We start from the raw sequence: 19558 nt of genomic DNA, 5'->3' as shown, positions 1-19558 counted from the left end.
CGCTTACTTGGGGCTGCCGCAACCGGAAATTTGGCGCGGCGGGAGGTCACACCACCGCATATCGCGCCGTGATCCCGTCCGGCTGGAAATCATGTTCCGCCAGCTTGTCCAGCGACCGCAGCACCCGCTTCAGGAAGGCGGCGGGATCCCCTGCCTCCACCGCCGGACGCAGCCAGTCGGTGACGACGGCGCGGGTCGGATAGGTTCCCACCGGGCCGGGCATACTCAGCGCCACCTCGACCCCTTCGGCGATCCAGCCGGCCACAGTCGCGAAGAAGTCCGGCGAGGCCAGGAAGTCCGAGGGCCTGATGACATAGAGGGTGATCACCCCGTCCTCGATCCCATCGGGCCGCACGATCACCCCGCTGAGATCGGGCCGCCAGTCCTCCGACAGCTCGACCACCCGCCAAAGGCAGAACCAGACGCGGCAGGTGTTCGGCCGGATCGCATGGACCGAACAGCCGGCGGCCTCGACGCAATAGGCGCACAGCTCGCCGGTCGGCTTGGCCAGTTCGGGCAGGTCCAGCGGAATGGCCCGGCAGCATTCGACGCAGGCCCCGCAGGTCCGGTCGGGCAGCAGGGGCAGGCTCAACCGCCCGCCCGCTCCAGCCGGGCGATGCGACGGTCCATGTCGGCGACCACGGCCTCCAGCCGCGCCTTCTCCGACGCCATGTCCACCGGCGTGCCGTCCTCATAGGCGATGGTCGCGCCTTGGGCGATCAGGTCGAGGCGGTAGATGGCCGTCACGCGCTGGGCCTTGAAGCGCTCGAGGGCGGCGTTTGCGGCGGCCTGGGCGGCGGGATCAGGCGCCGGATGGGGGGCTTGGGTCATGGCCGTGGCTCTATCCCATAGCGTCCTTCGGGGAAACCGGCCTGTGGATACGGGCGTTTGACGGTGAATCGCGAACAGAATCCCTGTATGACGCTCACGGATGATCGGGCGCTTTCCCATCCTCTATATCGCCGAGGCCGACGCCGAGGACGCCGTGCTGTCTTCGGGCGTCCTGGCGCACTTGGTTGAGAGCCTGCCGAACGCCGCCTTCACCATCGTCGGCTCGGCCGCCAGCGCCCCCCTGTTCGCCGATACGCCGCGCCTGGAGCGCCTGCTGGTGCTGGAACGCGAGGGGCATTTCGACTGGATCGCCCTGTGGAACCAGGTGCGCGGGACCAAATGGGGTCTGGTCGTCGATATGCGCGGCTCGACCCTGTCGGGCCGGCTGAGGCGTCACAAGCGGGCGGTGCGCGGCAAGGATGCCCCCGGCCTGCATGCGGTCGAGGCGGCGGCCGCCGTCCTGCAGATGGAGCCGCACGAGGCGCCGACGCCCCGAATTCACGTCTCGGATCTGACAATGGCCCAGGTCGAGGCCCTGATCCCGACCGGCGGCGGCGACGGCCCCATCCTGGCCATCGGCCCCGGCGTCGAATGGATGGGCCGGCGCTGGCCCGCGGAACGCTACGCCAAGGTGGCGACCAAGCTGCTGGCCGACGACGGGCCTCTGGCGGGCGGGCGGCTGATGCTGGTCGGCGAGGAGATCGACCGCGAGGCGGCCCACACCATCCGCTACGCCGTGCCACGCGCGCGGGTCATCGAGCTTCAGGGCAAATTGACGCGGCTCCAGACGGTGGCGGCCCTGTCCAAGGCTCGGCTGTACATCGGAGCGGATTCGATCTGGACCCATCTGGCCGTCGCCTCGGGCGCGCCGGTCGTTGCGGTGTTCGGCCCGTCCGACGAGACGACGCGCGGCCCGTGGAAAGGCGTTTCCGTGCGCGGCCCGCGTTCGTTCGAGGAGTTCAAGACCCTGGATCCCCGGCTGAACCAGGCGATCCAGCACATGATGGACCTGCCGTGGGAACGGGTGCTGAAGGCGGCGCTGCGGGTGTTGAAGGAACGGGGCTGACTGAAAACTCGTCACCCTCGGGCTTGTCCCGAGGGCCCACCTTTCCGCATAAGCAAGCCTGAGAGACGTCGGTCGTGGCGTGCGGTCTCGGTGATCGTGCGGCGGCCGCCATGGGCCCTCGGGACAAGCCCGAGGGTGACGGTGAAGATGATGACCCAGACCTATGACCTGATCGTTCGTGGCGGCGAGGTGGCCAATCACGCCGGGCGGGGCCTGGCCGACGTCGGGGTGATCGACGGCAAGATCGCCTTCATCGGCGACCTGTCCCAGGCCTCGGCCGGCGAGACCTTCGACGCCACGGGCCTGACGGTCCTGCCCGGCGTCATCGACACCCAGGTCCATTTCCGCGAACCGGGCCTGGAGTGGAAGGAAGACCTGGAGACCGGCTCGCGCGCCGCGGCTCTGGGCGGGGTCGTCGCCGTGTTCGAGATGCCGAACACCAATCCCAACACCACCGACCCGGACACCATGGCCGACAAGCTGGCAAGGGCGAAGGACCGGATGTGGACCGACCACGCCTTCTATGTCGGCGGCACGCACGAGAACGCCGACTATCTGGGCGAGCTGGAGCGGCTGCCCGGCTGCTGCGGGGTCAAGGTCTTCATGGGCGCCTCGACCGGGGACCTGCTGATCGCCGACGACGAGGGGGTGCGCAAGGTCCTGTCGAACGTACGCCGTCGCGCCACCTTCCACTCCGAGGACGAATACCGCCTGGTCGAGCGGCGCGGCCTGGCCCGCACCGGCGACTGGACCAGCCACCCCGAGGTCCGCGACGCCGAAAGCGCCATCCGCTCGACCCGCCGCCTGGTCGGCCTGGCCCAGGAGACGGGCGCCCGCATCCACGTCCTGCACGTCACGACGAAGGACGAGATGGAGTTCCTGCGCTTCCACAAGGATGTCGCCACCGTCGAGATCACGCCGCAACACCTGACCCTGGCTGCGCCCGAAGCCTATGAGCGGCTGGGCGCCTACGCCCAGATGAACCCGCCGATCCGGTCGCAAGAGCATGTGGACGCCCTGTGGCTGTGGGGCATGCAGCAGGGCGTCGCCGACGTCCTAGGCTCGGATCATGCGCCGCATACGAAGGAAGAGAAGGCCAAACCCTATCCGGCCTCGCCGTCTGGCATGCCGGGAGTGCAGACGCTTGTGCCCCTGATGCTGACCCATGTGGCCCAGGGCCGGCTCAGCCTTGAGCGTTTCATCGACCTGACCTCCGCCGGGGCCCAGCGGGTGTTCGGCACGGCCAACAAGGGGCGTATGGCCGTCAGCTATGACGCCGATCTGACCATCGTGGACCTGAAGGCGAAGCGCACCATCACGCACGACCAGCAGGCGTCGCGCTGCGGCTGGACCCCGTTCGACGGCGTCGAGGCGACCGGCTGGCCCATGGCCACCATCGTGCGCGGCCGGGTGGTGATGCAGGACGGCGAACTGATCGGCGCGGCCCACGGTCGGCCGGTGCGGTTCATGGAGACGCTGTGAGCCCCGGCATTTCAACAACCGTCACCCTCGGGCTCGTCCCGAGGGCCCACGGCGGACGTCCCACGACCCCCGATGCGAAGGCGACGGCGCATGATCGTCACCTGATCCGCGCGGGGACAGGTAGGCCCTCGGGACGAGCCCGAGGGTGACGGGGGTAAGGGAACAGCTCGGCCTGATCGGCTTCGGCGCCTTCGGGCGGCTGACGGCGCGGCATCTGTCGCCCTGGTTCGACATCTTCGCCCATGACCCAGCGACCACCGACGGCGAGGGCCTCGCGACCCTGACCGACTTGGCTGCGGCCGCCGCCTGTCCCACGGTCATCCTGGCCGTGCCGGTCGAGGCGCTGGAAGCGACATTGACGGCCATCCGCCCCCACCTGCGCCCCGACGCCCTGGTCATCGACGTCGGCTCGGTGAAGGTCAAACCGGCCCGGCTGATGGAAGACCTGCTGCCCCCCGGCGTGCGGATCGTCGGCACCCACCCCCTGTTCGGTCCCCAGAGCGGCAAGCACGGCATCGCCGGCCTGCGCCTTGCCGTCTGCGAAGTGCGCGGCGCCCGCGACGCCCGCCGCGTCGCCGCCTTCTGCCGCCGCGCCCTGGCCCTGAAGGTGTTCCAGGTCAGCCCCGAGGACCACGACCGCGAGGCTGCCACGGTCCAGGGCCTGACCCATCTGATCGCCCGCCTGCTGCTGGCCATGGAGCCTCTGCCGACCCGCATGACCACCGCCAGTTTCGACCGCCTGATGCAGGCCGTCGACATGGTCCGCCACGACAGCCCCGCCGTCTTCCGCGCCATCGAACGCGACAACCCCTTCGCCGCCGAAGTCCGCAACCGCTTCTTCGCCCTGGCGGACGCGGCAAGGGGGGATCTGGACGAAGGATTAGCGCCCCGTCAAAATTGACAAAGCCTGTCAGCACGCCACTCTGAACCGCGAAGAGCGCGGACCTGAGGACCACGACACATGACCCACCCCATCCACATCGGCGTCGGCGGCTGGACCTTCGAGCCGTGGCGCGGGGTCTTCTATCCCGAGGGTCTGGTACAGAAGCGCGAGCTGGAATACGCGGCGTCGAAACTGACCAGTATCGAGATCAACGGCACCTATTATTCGACCTTCAAACCCGACTCCTGGCGCAAATGGCGCGACGAGACGCCGGACGGGTTCGTCTTCTCGGTCAAGGCCAGCCGCTACTGCACCAATCGCAAGATCCTGTCGGAGGGCGGCGAAAGTTTCGACCGGTTCCTGTCCCAGGGCCTGACCGAACTGGGCGACAAGCTGGGGCCGATCAACTGGCAGTTCATGGGCACCAAGAAGTTCGACCCCGAGGATTTCGAGGGCTTCCTGAAACTGCTGCCGCCCGAGAAGGACGGCATCCGCCTGCGCCACGCCCTGGAGGTCCGCAACCCGACCTTCGCCACCGAGCAGTTCTATGATCTGGCCCGCAAATACGGCGCCGCCATCGTCTACGCCGTCGACGACGAGGAGCCGACCTGGCCCCAGATCGACGAGCCCACCGCTGACTTCACCTACGCCCGGCTGATGTCCAGTCGCGAGGACGAGCCGACCGGCATGACCGCCGCCGAACTGGCCGCCGTCGCCGACCAGGCCCGCACCTGGGCCAAACGGGGAGACGTCTTCGCCTATTTCATCGCCGGAGCAAAAGTGCGTAACCCCGCCGCCGCCATTTCCTTGATCGAGCAACTACAGTAGCTGGCCAATCAAAGAACAAGGCAATATGGCAATCTGGCTCGTAGTTTTTGCAGTCTTCGCGGCAACAGAGAAAGGCCGCCCCGTTTCCAAGGCGGCCTCCGTCTTTAGACCAACCGAACGAGTAGTTCGATCACCGCCAACGCTAGCGCGAGCACATGGCCCCCGATCCCGACGCGGAAAATCGTTCCGTTCGGCTTGCTAGCTTCGATAGTGAATTGCAGGTTCATGACCCACCTCCCAAAATCGGACCCCGTACTTTAATCAGTCGAGTAGGGGCTCTGGTTAAGCCAGCGTTTCGCGGTAGGTAGATTCCAGTACTTCTGAAATGTGACCGCGCGGCACGCTTCGACTGGACCGTTAGCGGCTTAACCGCTTGGCCAACAAGTTAGCGGGCAGCTACGCTTTGGCAAGAGGCTGTTGGACCCACATCAAATAACGCCCGTTAGCGGCGGCACCCAAAAAAAAACGTCACCAGTGTCACCTAATTAAATAGATCCCTTACATCCGTGCTTCGTCGCTTGTAGAGGTGCAGCATGGAACAGACGATTTCACCTTCGGTCGAGATAGCGATCAGTCCCGCCCCTGAGGCGGTGCCGACTACGATCAAGGACAAATGGCAGGGGGCTGTCACGCAGGGTTCTGGCTTTGTGGCCGTCCCGGTCGCGCTACTGCGCTTGCAAACAAAGTATCTCCTGACCCCGACCGAAATGATGGTCCTGATCAACTTGCTCGCGCATTGGTGGGACCCTGCACGTGCCGTATTTCCTCGCTCCACCACAATTGCGAAGCGCATGGGCATCGACACGCGCACGGTGCAGCGCGCCACGTCAAAGATGGAGAAAGCCGGACTTATTACACGCGGCATCGACGATCAGGGACGCCGCATTTTCAGTTTCGAGGGATTGGTCGCCAAGTTGGCTCGTGATGTGCCTGTAGCCTACGCGGCTCAGGCGCAGGAAACCCATGGGACCTAGAGTTCATGATCCGGCTCCCCATTCCCAAGTCTCGCCAGTCCGCCTCCGTCAAACTGAGGGATGAAGTTGCCGCGCCTGACAGGCGGTGGGGCGGTAACATCGACATCAAGATCGATGTCGCAGCCTGTATAGGAAAATCCCTTGGGGGCTTGGCTTTCATCATACTGGTCGTTGGGACAATCATGTATCCGGATCGAGGTCCCGGCTCATTTGCGGGCCAAATGATTATGTCAGTCTGGCAAGGCAGTCAGACTGCGGCTGGAAAATAAACCAGATATTTTTCTGCTAAACATCTAACAACTTGACCGCCGCCGAGTTGGCCGTCGCCGACTAGGCCAAGGCCTGGGCCGAACGTGGCGACGTCTTCGCCTATTTCATCTCGGGCGCGAAGGTGCGGAACCCCGCGGCGGCCCAGGCGCTGATCGCCCAGTTGAAATGACGCGCGCCGCCTTGCGGCCAGTCGACCCGGGCCACATCTGTCGCCCACGCCCCAAAGCCTGCCCCAAAGCCTAAGGACTTCCCCATGCCGATCGCCACACGCGCCTTCGCCGCGACCGCCGCCGACAAGCCCCTGACGCCCTACAGCTTCGAACGGCGCGACCCCGGCCCGGACGATGTGCTGATCGACATCAAGTTCAGCGGCATCTGTCACTCCGACCTGCACATGGCCCGCAGCGAGACCGGCCCGGCGCCCTACCCCCTGGTGCCCGGTCACGAGATCGCCGGCGTGGTGGCGGCGGTCGGGTCGAACGTCACCCGCTTCAAGGAAGGCGACCGCGTCGGCGTCGGCTGTATGGTCGACAGCTGCCGCGAATGTTCGTCGTGCCAGGAAGGTCTGGAGCAGTATTGCGTGCCCGGTTTCACCGGCACCTATGGCGCCAAGGACACGAAGGGCGGCACGGCCGAGACCATCACCCAGGGCGGCTATTCCGACCACATCACCGTCGATCAGCATTTCGTCCTGTCCATCCCCGACAGCCTGCCGCTGGACGTCGCCGCCCCCCTGCTGTGCGCCGGCGTCACCACCTATTCGCCGCTGAAGACCTGGGGCGTCGGACCGGGGTCCAAGGTCGCGGTCATCGGCCTGGGCGGCCTGGGCCATATGGCGGTCAAGCTGGCGGCGGCCATGGGCGCCGAGGTCACGGTCCTGTCCACCTCGGACCGCAAGAAGGCCGACGCCGAGCGGATGGGCGCCAAGCATTTCCTGATCAACTCGGACAAGGCGGCGATGAAGGCTGCGGCCGAGAGCTTCGACCTGATCATCAACACCGTCTCGGCCACGCACGAGATCTCCAGCCAGGTCCAGCTGCTGGCCCGCGACGGCACAATGGTCATGCTGGGCCTGACCACCGAGGGCCTGCCGGTCTATGCCGTGCCCCTGCTGTGGCGTCGTCGCCGCATCGCCGGTTCGCTGATCGGCGGCATCGCCGAGACCCAGGAGATGCTGAACTTCTGCGCCGAACACGGCATCGCCTGCGACATCGAGACGATCGCGCCGGACCAGATCAACGAGGCCTATGAGCGGATGCTGAAGTCCGACGTCCGCTATCGCTTCGTCATCGACATGGAAAAGCTGGCGGCCTGAGCCTTCCGCGACATCAAGCCCGGTTTCCGCAAAGAAAATCGGGCTTTGCCTGCAACCCAGACGTGGTTAAACCTCTCTGGGACGGCTCGCATCAGACGGGCTTCAAGGGACAAGGAAGCAGCGATGCGCGTAGCGTTCGTGACCGGCGGGACCCGGGGAATCGGCAAGGCGATCGTGCAACGCCTGACGGAGGACGGGATTCGCGTCGCCGCCGGCTACTCCGGCAATGACGAGGCCGCCTTCGCCACGGCCCAGGCGCTGGGCTGTATGGTGGTGAAGGGCAATGTCGGCAGCTTCGACGACTGCGCCCGCGCCGTAGCCGAGGTCGAGGCCCAACTGGGGCCGGTCGACATCCTGGTCAACAACGCCGGCATCACCCGCGACGGCTTCTTCCACAAGATGAGCCATGACCAGTGGTCCGACGTGATCCGGGTGAACATGGACAGCGTCTTCAACACGACCCGCCAGGTCATCAACGGCATGCGCGAGCGCGGCCACGGCCGGATCGTCAACATCTCCTCGATCAACGGCCAGAAGGGCCAAGTCGGCCAGACCAACTATTCCGCCGCCAAGGCCGGGATGATCGGTTTCACCAAGGCGCTGGCGCTTGAAAACGCCAAGAAGGGCGTAACGGTCAACTGTATCGCCCCCGGCTATATCGACACCGAGATGGTCGGCGCCATGGACCCCAAGGTGCTGGACTCCATCGTGGCCCAGATCCCGGTCGGCCGCCTGGGTAAGGGCGAGGAGATCGCCGACATGGTGTCCTGGCTGGTCGGAGAGCGTGCCGGATATGTCACAGGCTGCACACTGTCGTTGAACGGCGGCCAATACCTGGTCGGGTGAACGGGCTTCGCCCAAAATCCGCCGCGTGACGGTTTCATCCACAGTCTCATGAAGTTGACGGAAACGGCTTGGGCGAAAAAATCGCCTCGCGTGACCGCGATGGCGTTCGCGGCCGTCGTGGGCCTCGGCCTGTCCGTCGCTGCGCCCGCCGTCCTGCCGTCGGACTGTCACGCCCAGTCGCGCCGCAACCTGGAACCGTCGGCCCGCTATGTCTCGGGCACGGGTCAGGGGTTCGTACTGGATGTGACGGGGTCGCGCCCCCTGTTGCGGTTCGACCGGTCGACCGAGATCTGGGTGCTGCGCGCCACCCCCGCCCCACGCGGCGACATCGTCTATCGCAACGACAACGGCGACCAGGTTCTGCGCGTCACGGCCGACGGCCGCATGACCCTGTACACGACCAGTGCGCCGCAAGGGTCGCCGGTCTCGCCGTCGGGTCAGGCCGCGCCGTTACTGGCGCCGGGTCTGACGGCGGTCCAGCTGTGGAATTACATCATCCGTCAGAGCGACCGAGCCAGTCGCGCCCTGGGCCGGCTGGTGGTGGTGGATGTGGACATCCAACCGGGCTCGGAAGCCGTCGCCGCCGACGCCTTATCGACCGCTGTCGACGCCATCGCCCGTATGTCCCGTTCGCAAATACTGCGACGTGAGGCCGACCGTATCCGCCGTATCGAAATTGTCGATCAAGGTCGGGGCCCCCAGGCGACCTTCTCTCGCGGCGTCCTGCGCATCGTGATCGAACCGCGCGCCGGCGTGGCCGGCCGGCCCTCCTCGGCCCGGGTCGTCCGCGTGGTCGCGGACGACGTCCTCAGCCGCTGAAGCCGTCCTTCGCCGCCCGACGCGCGGCGAACTGAGCCGCATCGGTCGCCGTCAGAAACGGATTGAACCGCAGCTCAGCCCCTATGGTGGTCGGCACCGTTGGCTCACCCCGCTCCCGCGCCGCGAAGATCGTCTCGGCGTGAGACCGGGCCTCAGGGCGATCATCCAGACTCAGCAGGAAGCGGGCGTTCGAAGCCGAATACTCGTGAGCGCACCAGATCACGGTCGCCTCGGGCCAGGCGGCCAGCTTGCGCAGACTAGCCCACATCTGCTCCGGCGTCCCTTCGAACAGCCGGCCGCAGCCCAGGGCGAACAGGGTGTCGCCGACGAAGGCCAGCTGATCCTCGACCGAGCGGAACACAACATGGCCCAGGGTGTGGCCGGGCGTGGCCGTGACCTCGAACCGGGTCTCGCCCACCATGACCCCGTCGCCGTCCGCGACGACCCGATCCAGCGGCGCGACCCGGCGCACCTCTTCCGGCCCGACGATCTCACAGCCCGTCTCGGCCTTCAGCCGTTCGTTGCCCTCGGTGTGGTCCGGGTGCCAATGGGTGTTCAGGATCATATCCAGCCGGCCCCAGCCCAGGGCCTCCAGCTCTTCCAGAATGCGCGCCGCATCGGGCGTATCGACCGTGGCCACAACGCCGGTGGCCGTATCGCGGATCAGGAAGCCGTAGTTGTCGCTGCGGCACGGAAACAGGTGAACATCCAGGGTCATGGACGCGTTCTAGCAGGCGGGCCCGACCCGGCCTATGGTGGACCCATGCGGCGCAGCATCGACGAGCTTCGAACCTTCTACGGCGAACCGACCGGAGCGCTGGTGCGACGTCTTCTGGCGCGGCGGCTGGACGACGCCTGGGGCGAGACGCCCGACTGCGACGTGCTGGGCATAGGCTACGCCACACCCTGGCTGGACGCCTTCGTCGGCGCGCGGCGCATCGTCGCGGCCATGCCGGGCGGCCAGGGCGTCGAACACTGGCCCAGCGTGGGGCGCAACCGCACCCTTCTGGTGGACGACCGCCGCCTGCCCTTCGCCGCCGGATCCTTCGACCGCATCCTTCTGGTGCACGCGTTGGAAGAAGCCGACGATCCCGCCGCCCTGCTGCTGGAGGCCGTGCGCGCCCTGGCCCCCACCGGCCGCATCATCCTGGCGGCGGCGGCGCGCGGCGGCCTGTGGGCGCGGGCCGAGAACACCCCCTTCGGCCACGGCCGTCCCTTCACCCGGGGCCAGTTGGAACGGCTGGTGCGCGAGGCGGGGCTGGAGCCGGCGGCCTGGTCCCAGACCCTGTATGTCCCGCCCTGGACGCCGCTGCTGCCCCTCGCCGACGGTTTCGAACAGGTCGGGCGCCGTGTCGCGCCGGGGACGGCCGGATTGATCCTGCTGGAAGCATCCCGTCAGGCCTATGCCCGCATCCGCCCCAGCGGCCACGCCCAGCGGGTTCCCGCCAAGCCGGCCCTGACGCCCCAACCCGCCGCCTCCGTCACCCCGGACTGGCCGCGCTGACGGGGAGTTGAGCCTGACCCATCTGGTCGCCGAACTCGAACGGCCTTATGGCGAAGCCCATGCACCGTCTGATCCTCATGCGACACGCCCAGGCCGAGGGCTCCAGCCCGTCCGGCGGGGATGAAACCCGTCCCCTTTCCGCCGTGGGACGCGGCGAGGCCCTGCTGATGGGCAAGGCCCTGGCCGAGCGCGGGCTGAAGCCCGACCTGGCCCTGGTCTCATCCGCCACGCGCACCCGCCAGACCTGGGAGCAGATGCACGATGCCCTCGGCGACGTCGAAGTGCGTGAGGAGCCGCGCCTCTATAACGCCCCGTCCGAGGTGCTGCGCCGCTTCGTAGAGGACAACGAGGATCAGGCCGGCTGCCTGCTGGTCCTGGCCCATAATCCCGGCGTCCATGTTCTCGCCGGCGAATATCTGACCGAGAGCGCCGCCTCCCCGGCCGTTCTGGAACGCCTGGCCGGGGGCTTCCCGACCGGCGCCGCCGCCCTGTTCACCGTCGATGTCGCCGGCCGCTGCACTTACGAAGGCTTCATCACGCCGCGTGGCCTGCCCCCACTCGGCCAGGGCGGCGCCGCATGACCGACACCGCCTACAAGATCCTCGCCGCCGCCGAATGGCGCGCCGCCCTGGCCGAGGGCCGTTACGAGGGCTCCGCCGTCGATCTGGCGGACGGCTACATCCATATGTCGACCGGCGAACAACTGGTCGAAACCGCGCGCCGCCACTACGCCGGCCAGACCGATCTGGTGCTGCTCACCGTGGACCTGGGACGGTTCGGAGACGAGCTGATCTGGGAGCCGTCGCGCGGCGGCGATCTGTTTCCGCACCTCTACGCCCCCCTGCCCGCGACCGCCGTTGCAGCGACGCGCGCCTTTGCGGTCGCCGACGACGGGGCGATGATCTTCAAGGACCCGGCATGAGCCTGTTCGACCTCGGCTCGGCCGCCCTGCGTCGCCTTGATCCCGAAACCGCCCACCAGCTGGCCATCAAGGGTCTGGCCTTCGCCCCCCTGCCCGCGCCGGCGGCCGACGATCCCATCCTGCACACGACGTTGGCAGGATTGACCCTGCCCAATCCCGTCGGCCTGGCCGCCGGTCTGGACAAGAACGGAGAGGCGCTGCGCGGCCTGTCGCGGCTGGGCTTCGGCTTCGTCGAATGCGGCTCGGTCACGCCCCGCGCTCAGCCCGGCAATCCCAAGCCCCGCCTGTTCCGCCTGACCGAGGATCGGGCGATCATCAACCGGATGGGCTTCAACAACCAGGGCCTGGAGGCCTTCGCCGCCCGGCTGGATCATCGCCCGTCGGGCGTGGTCGTCGGCGCCAACCTGGGGGCCAACAAGGATACGGAGGACAAGGCAGCCGACTATGTCGCCGGCCTGCAGCGCCTGGTCGGCCGCGCCTCCTATTTCACCGTCAACATCTCCTCGCCCAACACCCCCGGCCTGCGCGCCTTGCAGGGGCGCGAACAGCTGGACGATCTGCTGGGCCGGATCGACGCCGCCCGCCCGACCGACGGCGCCGCGCGCATCCCGGTCTTCCTGAAGATCGCGCCCGACCTGATCGCCGACGAGATCGGCATGATCGTCGAGGCCTCTCTGGCGCACCGGATCGACGGCCTGATCGTGTCCAACACCACCCTCGAACGACCGGAGACCCTTCGATCTCTCGACGCAGGCGAGACGGGCGGACTGTCCGGCGCGCCGATTCGTCCCTTTGCGGAAAAGGCCCTGCGCGCCGCCGCCGAGGTCGCACAAGGCCGTCTGCCGCTGATCGCGGTCGGCGGAATCGACAGCGGGGCCGAGGCCTACGCCCGGATCCGCCTGGGCGCCTCGGCTGTTCAGATCTATTCGGCCCTGATCTACGAAGGGCCGGGTCTGGTGGCGCGGATCAAGCGGGATCTGGCGTCTCGGCTGCGCGCAGACGGATTTTCTTCGATTTCAGAGGCTGTCGCCGCCGCCCGTTGACGGAGCGTTAGGCCCATCTGGCGTCTAATGCGCGCAAGCGAACGAACACGGTTCGCATTGCCGGGAAGCTGGATGTCCAAGACGCCCACCGACGCGATGGCCGAGAGCGGCTGGACCGTGGCCGCCCGCCACCGTCGCGGCACGCTGCTGCAGCGCGTCGGAATGGGCGCCGCCGTGGGGCTGGTGGTCATGCCCATGGTCGGCTGGCCGATCTGCCTGACCTGGTTCGCCGCCTATCTTTTGGTGCAGGGGCTGGAACGACTGGCGCTCCCTTCACCGCGCCGGAACATGGCCGAAATCTCCCTGGGGCGCAGGGCCACGACCTGCCTGATCCTGTTCGTCAGCGCCTCGGTGTTCGGCAGTCTGTCGATTCCGATGTGGCTGATCGGCGGCCCGATGGGCGGCGTCTGCGCAGCTCTTATGCTGCCGGCGCTGATGCTGTTCTCAATGATCAATTCGCCACGGTCCAAGTCGGTTCTCGCCGCGTCTCTGGCGCCGCCGATGCTGTATCTGCTGGCCGTCCCCTTCCAGGCCTCCGCCTTCGGCGCCCCGCCGCCCATGGTGATGACCGCGGCGGCGGCTGTCATTCTGGTGGCCTTCTTCACCATCATCAGCTGGCAGCGGATGAGTGATGCGACCGAGAGCCAGATACGCGCCCGCGCCGAGGCCGAAGCCCTTCGTCTCAAGGCCGAGCAGGACCTGGTCGCGCACACCGCCTTCCTCGCCGCCATCGGCCATGATCTGCGCACGCCCATCGGCGCGATACTGACCGGCGCCGCCGAGCTTCAGAGCCTGCACCCGCAGTCGCGATCCACCACGTTTCTGATCACCGACGCCGGCCTGATGATGAAATCCCTGCTGGACGACCTGCTGGATCACACCAAGATCGGGGCCGGACGAATGACGGTCGAGGCCGTCGATTTCGATCTGCGGGCCATGCTGGCCCAGACGCTTCGCCTTTGGCGCGGTCCGGTCGAGGCCAAGGGGCTGAAACTGCGGGTTCAGGGCGCGTCGCGCATGCCGCGCGGAGTCCGGGGCGATTCCATGCGCATCCGCCAGGTGCTGAACAATCTGCTGTCGAATGCGGTGAAGTTCACGCCGAGCGGCGAGATCACCTTGCGGATGGACGCCTGGCCGGAAGAACCTTCCGGCTATTGCCTGCTGCTGGAGGTCCAGGACACCGGACCGGGGCTGACCGATCAGCAGCTGACGCGGTTGTTCAACCCTTTCGACCAGACGACCGACGGCGTCAGCGCCCGTCATGGCGGATCCGGCCTGGGCCTGGCGATCAGTCGCGACCTGGTCGAACTGATGGGCGGCCGCCTGACGGCGCGCAGCGTCGAGGGTCAGGGCGCCTGTTTCACGGTCTCGCTCATGCTCCCGCGCACCGATGAGGGCGCCGCAACGCCGATCATGATCGACGAAAGCCGCCTCGACATCGCACAGGCCCTGACGTCGCAGGACATGGCATCGCAGGCCCTGACATCGCAGAAAATGGCCGCGCCGACGCCTGTCGCGGACGCCCCCGCCTCCATGCCTGAAGACGATCAGGACCGCCCCTTGCGCGTCCTGGTCGTGGACGACCATGACATCAACCGCCGCGCCGTGCAGTTGATCCTCCAACCGCTGGGCTGCGACATCGTCACGGCCGCTGACGGCATGATCGCCCTGGAGCGCTGCGCCGAAACCGTGTTCGACGTCATCTTCATGGATGTCCGCATGCCGGAACTGGACGGCCGCGAGACCACCCGGCGTCTGCGCGCCGGCGGGGGCCCCAACGCCCGCACCCCGGTCGTCGCCGTCACCGCCGACACCGCGCCCGAGGACGTCGCGGCCTGCCAGGCCGCAGGCATGGCCTATTTCGTGTCTAAGCCCCTGACGCCGCCGGCGCTGCTGGGCGCCTTGCAGCATGTGCTGGACGAGACGGCCGCAGCGGCCGAAACCGTCGCCGCCTGATCTCTGACGGCGGCCACCAGCCGTTCGGCCTGATCCGGCCGGAGCAGCTCGCATTCCCACACGGTCAGAACCCGCCAGCCCGTCGCCTCCAAATCTGAGCTCACACGGGCGTCGCGCGCGCGGTTGCGCCCGATCTTGGCGGTCCAGTACTCGGTATTGGCCTTGGGGCGCCGCGCCCCGCGCGGGCAGTCGTGGCCGTGCCAGAAGCAGCCGTGGACGAACAGCGCGACCCTGCGCCCCTTCATCGTCACATCCGGCTTGCCCGGCAAACCCATGCCGCCCAGCCGATAGCCGATCCCGGCCGCACGCAGAATCCTGCGCACGGCCAGTTCCGGCGACGTGTCCCGCCCCTTAACGCGGCGCATCACGGCGCTGCGTTGTTCGGGCGTGAAGACGTCGGTCATTGGTTCATCAGATCAGAGCTGCGCCAGCAGATGCTCCGCCGACGAGACCTTGAACTCGCCGCCCTGTTCGATGTTCAGCTGGGCGACGACGCCGTCCTTGACCAGCATGGAATAGCGCTGCGACCGCTGGCCCAGGCCAAAGCCCGAACCATCCAGCACCAGACCCAGTTCGCGGGTCAGATCGCCGTTGCCGTCGGCCAGCATGACGATGGACTCGTCCTCGATGCCCTGGCTTGCGGCCCAGGCCTTCATGACGAAGGCGTCGTTGACCGAGATACAGGCGACCACATCGACGCCCTTGCCCTTGATGGCCTCAAGATTGTCCTTGAAGCCCGGCAGATGGCGAGCCGAGCAGGTCGGGGTGAAGGCGCCGGGAACGGCGAACAGGGCCACGGTCTTGCCCGCGAAGATGTCAGCCGTGCTGACGGGTTTGGGGCCTTCGGCGGCCGCCTGGGCGAAGGTCGCGTCGGGGATGCGATCGCCGATCTGGATGGTCATGAAGTCTCTCCGCGGGGGGTGGTTGGATGCACCCGAGACAGATAGACGCCCCCGCCGCCGCTGCAAGCGTCAACACGCCTTGCGCCGCGGCGTTTCGCACCCGATGATATGGTTATCATGACCGACGCCTCTTCCCTGACCGGCCGTCTTCTGGTGGCTATGCCCGGCATCGGCGACTCGCGGTTCGACCACGCCGTCATCCTGATCTGCGCCCACGGGCCGGATCACGCCATGGGTTTGCGGATCGACAGCCCCGCCCAGGGCGTCGACCTTAAGACCGTGCTGGACAAGCTGGACGCGCCGGCGCCCGAACAGGCTGTCGGCCGGCCGGTGCTGATGGGCGGGCCGGTCGAGCGCGAGCGTGGTTTCGTGCTGCACACCGACGACTGGGGCGTGGGCCCCGACACCCTGCCTTTCGGCGACGGCCTGGCCATGACCGGCACGCGGGAAGCCCTGGCCGCCATGACCGACGAAATCTCCGGCCCGCGTCGTTCGACCCTGCTGCTCGGCTACGCCGGCTGGGGCGAGGGCCAGCTGGAGGATGAGCTGGCTGACAATGTCTGGCTGACCGCGGACGCAGACCTGGATCTGATCTTCGACGGCGACCACGAGTCCAAATGGGCCCGCGCCCTGGCCCAGATGGGCGTCGAAGCCGGCCGGCTGTCCAGCCAGGGCGGGCGCGCTTAAGACCCGCTCACCTGTAAGGCGGACGCATTAGACGGCGGCGATTTCCGCCTCGGCCTCGATCTCGCTTTCGAGAGGATCTTCCATCCGCGCCGCCAGGACGTCCAACACCCGCAAGGCGGCCCCCAAATCCTCGTTGGAAAGCCCCTGAAACAGCAGTTCTCGATCAAGGGCCGCCGTGGTTTCCGATCCGTCCAGCGCCTTCAGGCCCGCCGGCTCCAGCTTGATCAGGTTCGCGCGTCCGTCGCCGGGCAAGCGATGCTTCGACACCAGGCCGTCGGCAAGCAGCCGCGTCACCCGGCGCGACAGCGTCGGCTCCGATAGCTGTAGTCCGTCGGCGAGTTCGGACTGGGTCAGACCTTGGGGGGCGTGTTTCAGAAGATGAAGCGGCGCTCGCTGCGCGTTCGTAAATCCATAGGCCTTGAAAAGCCGGCTTGCCCGCGTCGTCCAGCGGCGGGCGATAAGCGCGATCCTTTGCTTGATAAGAATCTGAACCGCTTCCCGGCTTCCGTCGCCCAAGTCCGACCCAGACTGTCGAATTAAGTCTTTCTCGCCATCTACTTGGACACTATCAGACATTGAAAGAATTCGTACCCGCGCCACACGAGGCTAAATGAGTCGCCTCGTAAAATTTACGCAGAATCACCTAGTCGGATGGCTGTAGTTGCGCAAGCGCACATACCCTGTGGGTTGAAAATTAACCAATCCTCGACGCTAAGCTTCAGTTAGCCAGGCAACCATAATACCTAGTGGAATATTCAATACTTGTTTACACAAATTCGCCTTCGATGAGTGATCGCGAATGCGCGGACTTAGTTTGTCGCCGTACAGCTGGTTCTCCGCATTAACGAAATCGCTAGGCGCATGCGCGAGACTTGGGCGGACTGGAGCAGTCGCGGCGGGTTTGTCCGAAGCGATCAATCCCGGCGGCCGGTTCGGCAGCGAATGGAGAGGCGTTCTGTGATGACAGTTTCCAAAGGCGGCCGTCGTGAACTGGTCGGTTTCCGTGTCGGCGAACAGGCCTTCTGCATCGACATCACCTCGGTGCTCGAAATCCGCGGCTGGACCCCGACCACACCCCTGCCCAAGGCGCCGGACTATATGAAGGGCGTCGTCAATCTTCGCGGCTTGGTGCTCCCCATCATCGATCTGGCGGCGCGGCTCGGCCTGCCGACCAAGGAGCCGTCGGCCCGTCACGCCATCATGGTGGTCAAGTGCGGCGCACGTACAGTCGGCCTGCTGGTCGAGGCCGTGTCGGATATCGTCGAACTGGACGACTCCGCCCGGCAGGAGACGCCGGAACTGGGCGACGGCGCCGGCGGAGCGGGCGTGATCGCCGGCATCTTCGCTGTCGACGGCGAAATGATCAGCCTGCTGGATCTGGACAACGTCCTGCCCCCGATGGCCGAGGCCGCCTAGGCCTCGCCCTCTAGGCCCGGATGATCACGTCGCCAGGGCGACGATCAGCAAGACCCCCAGAAACAGGCACACGCCCTGCCAGAACCGCACCGGGTCGCGCTCCATAAGCGACAGCGGGCGGGGCGCGGGCGCGGCGGCGGCGCTGCCCGTCTCCAGCACATGGATCAGCTCCTCGACGTCCTCGAACCGCTCGTCCGGATCGACGGCGACGGCGCGCATGACGGCGGCCTCCAGCCAGGCGGGCATGTCCGGCCGGCGTCGCCCGAGGGATACGGGCGCGCGATCAAAGCGCGGCGCGTCCGACGGATCCACCTCGCCCCACGGATAGGCGCCGGTGAACAGCCGGTACAAGGTCACGCCCAGGGCGAACTGATCGGTGGCGGCGTTCCCGCTCTCGCCGTCATACATCTCGGGCGCCTTGAAGCCGGGGGTGCCGGGCGCCTCGGCCTCGGCGAACTCTTCGGCCCGTTTCAACCGCGCCACGCCCAGGTCGACCAGCTTCAGTCCGCCGTTCGCCTCCAGGATCACATTGTCCGGCTTGATGTCGCGGTGGATGACCCCGGCCCGGTGCAGCACCGCCACCCCTCGCGCCAGCTTCAGCGCCACGCCGATCCCCTCGGCGATCTCGAACGGTCCGTCCTCAGCTAAGCGCGCATGCAAGGTCTGGCCCTGATAGAAGGGTTGGACGATGTAGAGCCGGCTCTGGCGCCCCGCATCCAGGCTCAGCACCTTGCCGACGAAGGGGCTGTCGATGCGTCGCCCGATAAAGGCCTCGCGCAGAAAGGCCGTCCGCGCGCCCCGCTCCGACACCGCCGCAGGCTTGGGAAACTTCAGCACCACCCGTTCGTCGCCGGACCGGGCGTCGCCGGACCGCGCCAGGAACAGCCGCGTATAGCGCCCGTCCGCCACCAGCCGCTCCAGATGGAACCCATCCACCATCTGCCCCTGTTTCGGCGGCGGCAGGATGGCCAGTCCCTCGGCCTCGGCCGTGATCGCCTCCCAGTCCGGCGCCCCGATCCCCATAACGTCGATGACCAGGGCCGTGGCGTTGTCGCGCGCCCCGACCTCGGCCACCTCGTCCAGAATGGCCTGGGCGTCCGCATCCGGCGATCCGCGCCGCCCCAGCAGCCGCGCCAGAGTCGCGTCGCTCAGCACCCCGTGCACCCCGTCCGTGGTCAGCAACAGTCGGTCGTGCGGGTGCAGCTCCACATGGCGCACGTCCAGCTTGACGTCCGCCTCGATGCCGACGGCGCGGTACAGCACATGGCTCAGCCCCTGCTGGGCCCGGGTGTGATCATCGGTCAGCCGCGTCAGCACCCCGTCGCGGAAATGCCAGGCCCGGCTATCCCCCACGTGCAGCGCCACCGCCTCGCGTCCGCGCAGGATCAGGGCGGTGAAGGTGGTCGCCGCCGCCTCCATGGCCGGATCGATCCGCCCGCGCGCATGGAGCCAGCGGTTGAAGCCCCGCAGCGCCTTGATCCCGTTCGCGGCGATGCCGTTCAGCGGGTTCTGGTCCAGATAGCCGTCGATGAAGCTGCGCGTCGTCAGCTCGGCCGCCATCCGTCCGGCCTTCGATCCCGACACCCCGTCGGCGATCACGGCGATCACCCCATGCTCGCGCTGCTCGGCCGGCGTGCCCAGATGCACCCCGCCGAAATCCTGATTGTCCGCCTTCGGCCCCTGTGCGGTGGCGAAACCGGCGGCGATCTCCAGTCTGGCGTCGGTCACGATCCCCTCCCCGAGCCGCCATCCTAGGCACAAGGCCCGGGATGGCGAAATGAGAAACAAGTCCCTCTGGGCCAGCCCATTCTGGA

Annotated in this window: 23 protein-coding genes and 1 pseudogene; 16 read left to right on the top strand and 8 right to left on the bottom strand. The window is 67.2% G+C overall.

Annotated features, from left to right (window positions below; genetic code table 11):
* Nucleotides 1–46: 46 nt before the first annotated feature.
* A complete protein-coding gene (locus tag ACW17X_RS15255) occupies nt 47–592 on the bottom strand; it encodes a hypothetical protein (RefSeq protein WP_492098674.1) in 546 nt (181 codons plus the stop codon).
* On the bottom strand, nt 589–831 hold the full coding sequence (locus ACW17X_RS15250; protein ID WP_492098672.1) for a hypothetical protein: 243 nt from the start codon (nt 829–831) through the stop codon (nt 589–591). Before ACW17X_RS15250 ends, ACW17X_RS15255 begins: the two co-directional genes overlap by 4 nt.
* A gap of 100 nt (nt 832–931) precedes the next feature.
* On the opposite strand from ACW17X_RS15250, the gene ACW17X_RS15245 reads away from it, so the two are divergent.
* From ACW17X_RS15245 to ACW17X_RS15230, 4 genes are all read left to right on the top strand, one after another.
* Entirely contained in the window at nt 932–1897 is a 966-nt protein-coding gene (locus ACW17X_RS15245) for a glycosyltransferase family 9 protein (RefSeq protein WP_492098670.1), read from the top strand.
* A 150-nt stretch (nt 1898–2047) separates the two neighbouring features.
* A complete protein-coding gene (locus ACW17X_RS15240) occupies nt 2048–3379 on the top strand; it encodes a dihydroorotase (RefSeq protein WP_492098668.1) in 1332 nt (443 codons plus the stop codon).
* 145 nt (nt 3380–3524) lie between these two features.
* A complete protein-coding gene (locus ACW17X_RS15235; RefSeq protein WP_492098667.1) occupies nt 3525–4280 on the top strand; it encodes a prephenate dehydrogenase/arogenate dehydrogenase family protein in 756 nt (251 codons plus the stop codon).
* 60 nt (nt 4281–4340) lie between these two features.
* Nucleotides 4341–5090: a DUF72 domain-containing protein gene (locus ACW17X_RS15230; RefSeq protein ID WP_492098665.1), complete on the top strand. Its 750-nt coding sequence runs from the start codon at nt 4341–4343 to the stop codon at nt 5088–5090.
* A 104-nt stretch (nt 5091–5194) separates the two neighbouring features.
* On the opposite strand, the gene ACW17X_RS15225 is transcribed toward ACW17X_RS15230, so the two are convergent.
* Nucleotides 5195–5317: a hypothetical protein gene (locus ACW17X_RS15225; RefSeq protein WP_492098663.1), complete on the bottom strand. Its 123-nt coding sequence runs from the start codon at nt 5315–5317 to the stop codon at nt 5195–5197.
* Nucleotides 5318–5623: 306 nt separating this feature from the next.
* Between ACW17X_RS15225 and ACW17X_RS15220 the strand changes: the two genes are divergently transcribed.
* The 5 genes and pseudogenes from ACW17X_RS15220 (at nt 5624) to ACW17X_RS15200 (ending at nt 9314) form a co-directional block, all read left to right on the top strand.
* Nucleotides 5624–6064 carry a helix-turn-helix domain-containing protein gene (locus ACW17X_RS15220; RefSeq protein WP_492098661.1) on the top strand — a complete coding sequence of 147 codons (441 nt, stop codon included), beginning with the start codon at nt 5624–5626 and terminating at the stop codon, nt 6062–6064.
* Nucleotides 6065–6407: 343 nt separating this feature from the next.
* Nucleotides 6408–6503: pseudogene (locus ACW17X_RS15215) on the top strand (DUF72 domain-containing protein); the annotation flags it as partial.
* Nucleotides 6504–6587: 84 nt separating this feature from the next.
* The gene (locus ACW17X_RS15210; RefSeq protein ID WP_492098659.1) at nt 6588–7649 is read left to right on the top strand and encodes an NAD(P)-dependent alcohol dehydrogenase; all 1062 of its coding nucleotides are present in this window, start codon (nt 6588–6590) and stop codon (nt 7647–7649) included.
* A gap of 123 nt (nt 7650–7772) precedes the next feature.
* Complete coding sequence (gene phbB, locus ACW17X_RS15205; RefSeq protein ID WP_492089100.1) at nt 7773–8495, top strand: acetoacetyl-CoA reductase; 723 nt, start codon at nt 7773–7775, stop codon at nt 8493–8495.
* Between the two features lie 99 nt (nt 8496–8594).
* Entirely contained in the window at nt 8595–9314 is a 720-nt protein-coding gene (locus ACW17X_RS15200) for a DUF4908 domain-containing protein (protein ID WP_492100481.1), read from the top strand.
* Here the strand turns inward: ACW17X_RS15200 and gloB are convergent.
* Nucleotides 9304–10032, bottom strand: coding sequence for a hydroxyacylglutathione hydrolase (gene gloB, locus ACW17X_RS15195; protein ID WP_492098657.1), 729 nt, complete (start codon nt 10030–10032; stop codon nt 9304–9306). The two genes, ACW17X_RS15200 and gloB, sit on opposite strands and share 11 nt — an antisense overlap.
* A 45-nt stretch (nt 10033–10077) precedes the next feature.
* Here gloB and ACW17X_RS15190 point away from each other — a divergent pair, with 45 nt between their 5' ends.
* The 5 genes from ACW17X_RS15190 to ACW17X_RS15170 all read left to right on the top strand — a co-directional run bounded on the left by ACW17X_RS15190 (nt 10078) and on the right by ACW17X_RS15170 (nt 14739).
* The gene (locus tag ACW17X_RS15190) at nt 10078–10818 is read left to right on the top strand and encodes a class I SAM-dependent methyltransferase (RefSeq protein WP_492098655.1); all 741 of its coding nucleotides are present in this window, start codon (nt 10078–10080) and stop codon (nt 10816–10818) included.
* 59 nt (nt 10819–10877) lie between these two features.
* Nucleotides 10878–11399: a SixA phosphatase family protein gene (locus ACW17X_RS15185; protein ID WP_492098653.1), complete on the top strand. Its 522-nt coding sequence runs from the start codon at nt 10878–10880 to the stop codon at nt 11397–11399.
* Nucleotides 11396–11740: a DUF952 domain-containing protein gene (locus ACW17X_RS15180; RefSeq protein WP_492098651.1), complete on the top strand. Its 345-nt coding sequence runs from the start codon at nt 11396–11398 to the stop codon at nt 11738–11740. Before ACW17X_RS15185 ends, ACW17X_RS15180 begins: the two co-directional genes overlap by 4 nt.
* Nucleotides 11737–12783, top strand: a complete 1047-nt coding sequence (locus tag ACW17X_RS15175; protein ID WP_492098649.1) for a quinone-dependent dihydroorotate dehydrogenase — start codon at nt 11737–11739, stop codon at nt 12781–12783. Before ACW17X_RS15180 ends, ACW17X_RS15175 begins: the two co-directional genes overlap by 4 nt.
* Nucleotides 12784–12855: 72 nt before the next feature.
* Nucleotides 12856–14739 carry an ATP-binding protein gene (locus ACW17X_RS15170; RefSeq protein WP_492098647.1) on the top strand — a complete coding sequence of 628 codons (1884 nt, stop codon included), beginning with the start codon at nt 12856–12858 and terminating at the stop codon, nt 14737–14739.
* Here the strand turns inward: ACW17X_RS15170 and ACW17X_RS15165 are convergent.
* Together ACW17X_RS15165 and ACW17X_RS15160 are read right to left on the bottom strand one after the other, a co-directional pair.
* Nucleotides 14640–15143 carry a very short patch repair endonuclease gene (locus ACW17X_RS15165; protein ID WP_492098645.1) on the bottom strand — a complete coding sequence of 168 codons (504 nt, stop codon included), beginning with the start codon at nt 15141–15143 and terminating at the stop codon, nt 14640–14642. The two genes, ACW17X_RS15170 and ACW17X_RS15165, sit on opposite strands and share 100 nt — an antisense overlap.
* Nucleotides 15144–15155: 12 nt before the next feature.
* Complete coding sequence (locus tag ACW17X_RS15160; protein ID WP_492098643.1) at nt 15156–15641, bottom strand: peroxiredoxin; 486 nt, start codon at nt 15639–15641, stop codon at nt 15156–15158.
* 117 nt (nt 15642–15758) lie between these two features.
* Between ACW17X_RS15160 and ACW17X_RS15155 the strand changes: the two genes are divergently transcribed.
* Entirely contained in the window at nt 15759–16328 is a 570-nt protein-coding gene (locus tag ACW17X_RS15155; RefSeq protein ID WP_492098641.1) for a YqgE/AlgH family protein, read from the top strand.
* 27 nt (nt 16329–16355) lie between these two features.
* On the opposite strand, the gene ACW17X_RS15150 is transcribed toward ACW17X_RS15155, so the two are convergent.
* On the bottom strand, nt 16356–16904 hold the full coding sequence (locus tag ACW17X_RS15150) for a MarR family winged helix-turn-helix transcriptional regulator (protein ID WP_492098639.1): 549 nt from the start codon (nt 16902–16904) through the stop codon (nt 16356–16358).
* A gap of 384 nt (nt 16905–17288) precedes the next feature.
* Here ACW17X_RS15150 and ACW17X_RS15145 point away from each other — a divergent pair, with 384 nt between their 5' ends.
* Nucleotides 17289–17744: a chemotaxis protein CheW gene (locus ACW17X_RS15145; protein ID WP_492098637.1), complete on the top strand. Its 456-nt coding sequence runs from the start codon at nt 17289–17291 to the stop codon at nt 17742–17744.
* A gap of 24 nt (nt 17745–17768) precedes the next feature.
* Here the strand turns inward: ACW17X_RS15145 and ACW17X_RS15140 are convergent, their stop codons facing one another.
* Nucleotides 17769–19472, bottom strand: a complete 1704-nt coding sequence (locus ACW17X_RS15140; RefSeq protein WP_492098635.1) for a bifunctional protein-serine/threonine kinase/phosphatase — start codon at nt 19470–19472, stop codon at nt 17769–17771.
* Nucleotides 19473–19558 lie beyond the last annotated feature (86 nt).

The organism is Brevundimonas sp. FV1ye4L (genome assembly GCF_058681255.1).
The sequence above is the reverse complement of the archived record's forward strand: the minus strand, read 5'-3'. Positions and strand labels throughout refer to the sequence as shown.

Excerpts from the sequence above, each read along its gene's own strand:
- ACW17X_RS15250 (WP_492098672.1), bottom strand. The coding sequence starts at position 831 with ATGACCCAAGCCCCCCATCCGGCGCCTGATCCCGCCGCCCAGGCCGCC.
- ACW17X_RS15245 (WP_492098670.1), top strand. The coding sequence starts at position 932 with ATGATCGGGCGCTTTCCCATCCTCTATATCGCCGAGGCCGACGCCGAG.
- ACW17X_RS15240 (WP_492098668.1), top strand. The coding sequence starts at position 2,048 with ATGACCCAGACCTATGACCTGATCGTTCGTGGCGGCGAGGTGGCCAAT.
- ACW17X_RS15230 (WP_492098665.1), top strand. The coding sequence starts at position 4,341 with ATGACCCACCCCATCCACATCGGCGTCGGCGGCTGGACCTTCGAGCCG.
- ACW17X_RS15225 (WP_492098663.1), bottom strand. The coding sequence starts at position 5,317 with ATGAACCTGCAATTCACTATCGAAGCTAGCAAGCCGAACGGAACGATT.
- ACW17X_RS15220 (WP_492098661.1), top strand. The coding sequence starts at position 5,624 with ATGGAACAGACGATTTCACCTTCGGTCGAGATAGCGATCAGTCCCGCC.
- ACW17X_RS15210 (WP_492098659.1), top strand. The coding sequence starts at position 6,588 with ATGCCGATCGCCACACGCGCCTTCGCCGCGACCGCCGCCGACAAGCCC.
- phbB (WP_492089100.1), top strand. The coding sequence starts at position 7,773 with ATGCGCGTAGCGTTCGTGACCGGCGGGACCCGGGGAATCGGCAAGGCG.
- ACW17X_RS15200 (WP_492100481.1), top strand. The coding sequence starts at position 8,595 with ATGGCGTTCGCGGCCGTCGTGGGCCTCGGCCTGTCCGTCGCTGCGCCC.
- gloB (WP_492098657.1), bottom strand. The coding sequence starts at position 10,032 with ATGACCCTGGATGTTCACCTGTTTCCGTGCCGCAGCGACAACTACGGC.
- ACW17X_RS15190 (WP_492098655.1), top strand. The coding sequence starts at position 10,078 with ATGCGGCGCAGCATCGACGAGCTTCGAACCTTCTACGGCGAACCGACC.
- ACW17X_RS15185 (WP_492098653.1), top strand. The coding sequence starts at position 10,878 with ATGCACCGTCTGATCCTCATGCGACACGCCCAGGCCGAGGGCTCCAGC.
- ACW17X_RS15180 (WP_492098651.1), top strand. The coding sequence starts at position 11,396 with ATGACCGACACCGCCTACAAGATCCTCGCCGCCGCCGAATGGCGCGCC.
- ACW17X_RS15175 (WP_492098649.1), top strand. The coding sequence starts at position 11,737 with ATGAGCCTGTTCGACCTCGGCTCGGCCGCCCTGCGTCGCCTTGATCCC.
- ACW17X_RS15170 (WP_492098647.1), top strand. The coding sequence starts at position 12,856 with ATGTCCAAGACGCCCACCGACGCGATGGCCGAGAGCGGCTGGACCGTG.
- ACW17X_RS15165 (WP_492098645.1), bottom strand. The coding sequence starts at position 15,143 with ATGACCGACGTCTTCACGCCCGAACAACGCAGCGCCGTGATGCGCCGC.
- ACW17X_RS15160 (WP_492098643.1), bottom strand. The coding sequence starts at position 15,641 with ATGACCATCCAGATCGGCGATCGCATCCCCGACGCGACCTTCGCCCAG.
- ACW17X_RS15155 (WP_492098641.1), top strand. The coding sequence starts at position 15,759 with ATGACCGACGCCTCTTCCCTGACCGGCCGTCTTCTGGTGGCTATGCCC.
- ACW17X_RS15150 (WP_492098639.1), bottom strand. The coding sequence starts at position 16,904 with ATGTCTGATAGTGTCCAAGTAGATGGCGAGAAAGACTTAATTCGACAG.
- ACW17X_RS15145 (WP_492098637.1), top strand. The coding sequence starts at position 17,289 with ATGACAGTTTCCAAAGGCGGCCGTCGTGAACTGGTCGGTTTCCGTGTC.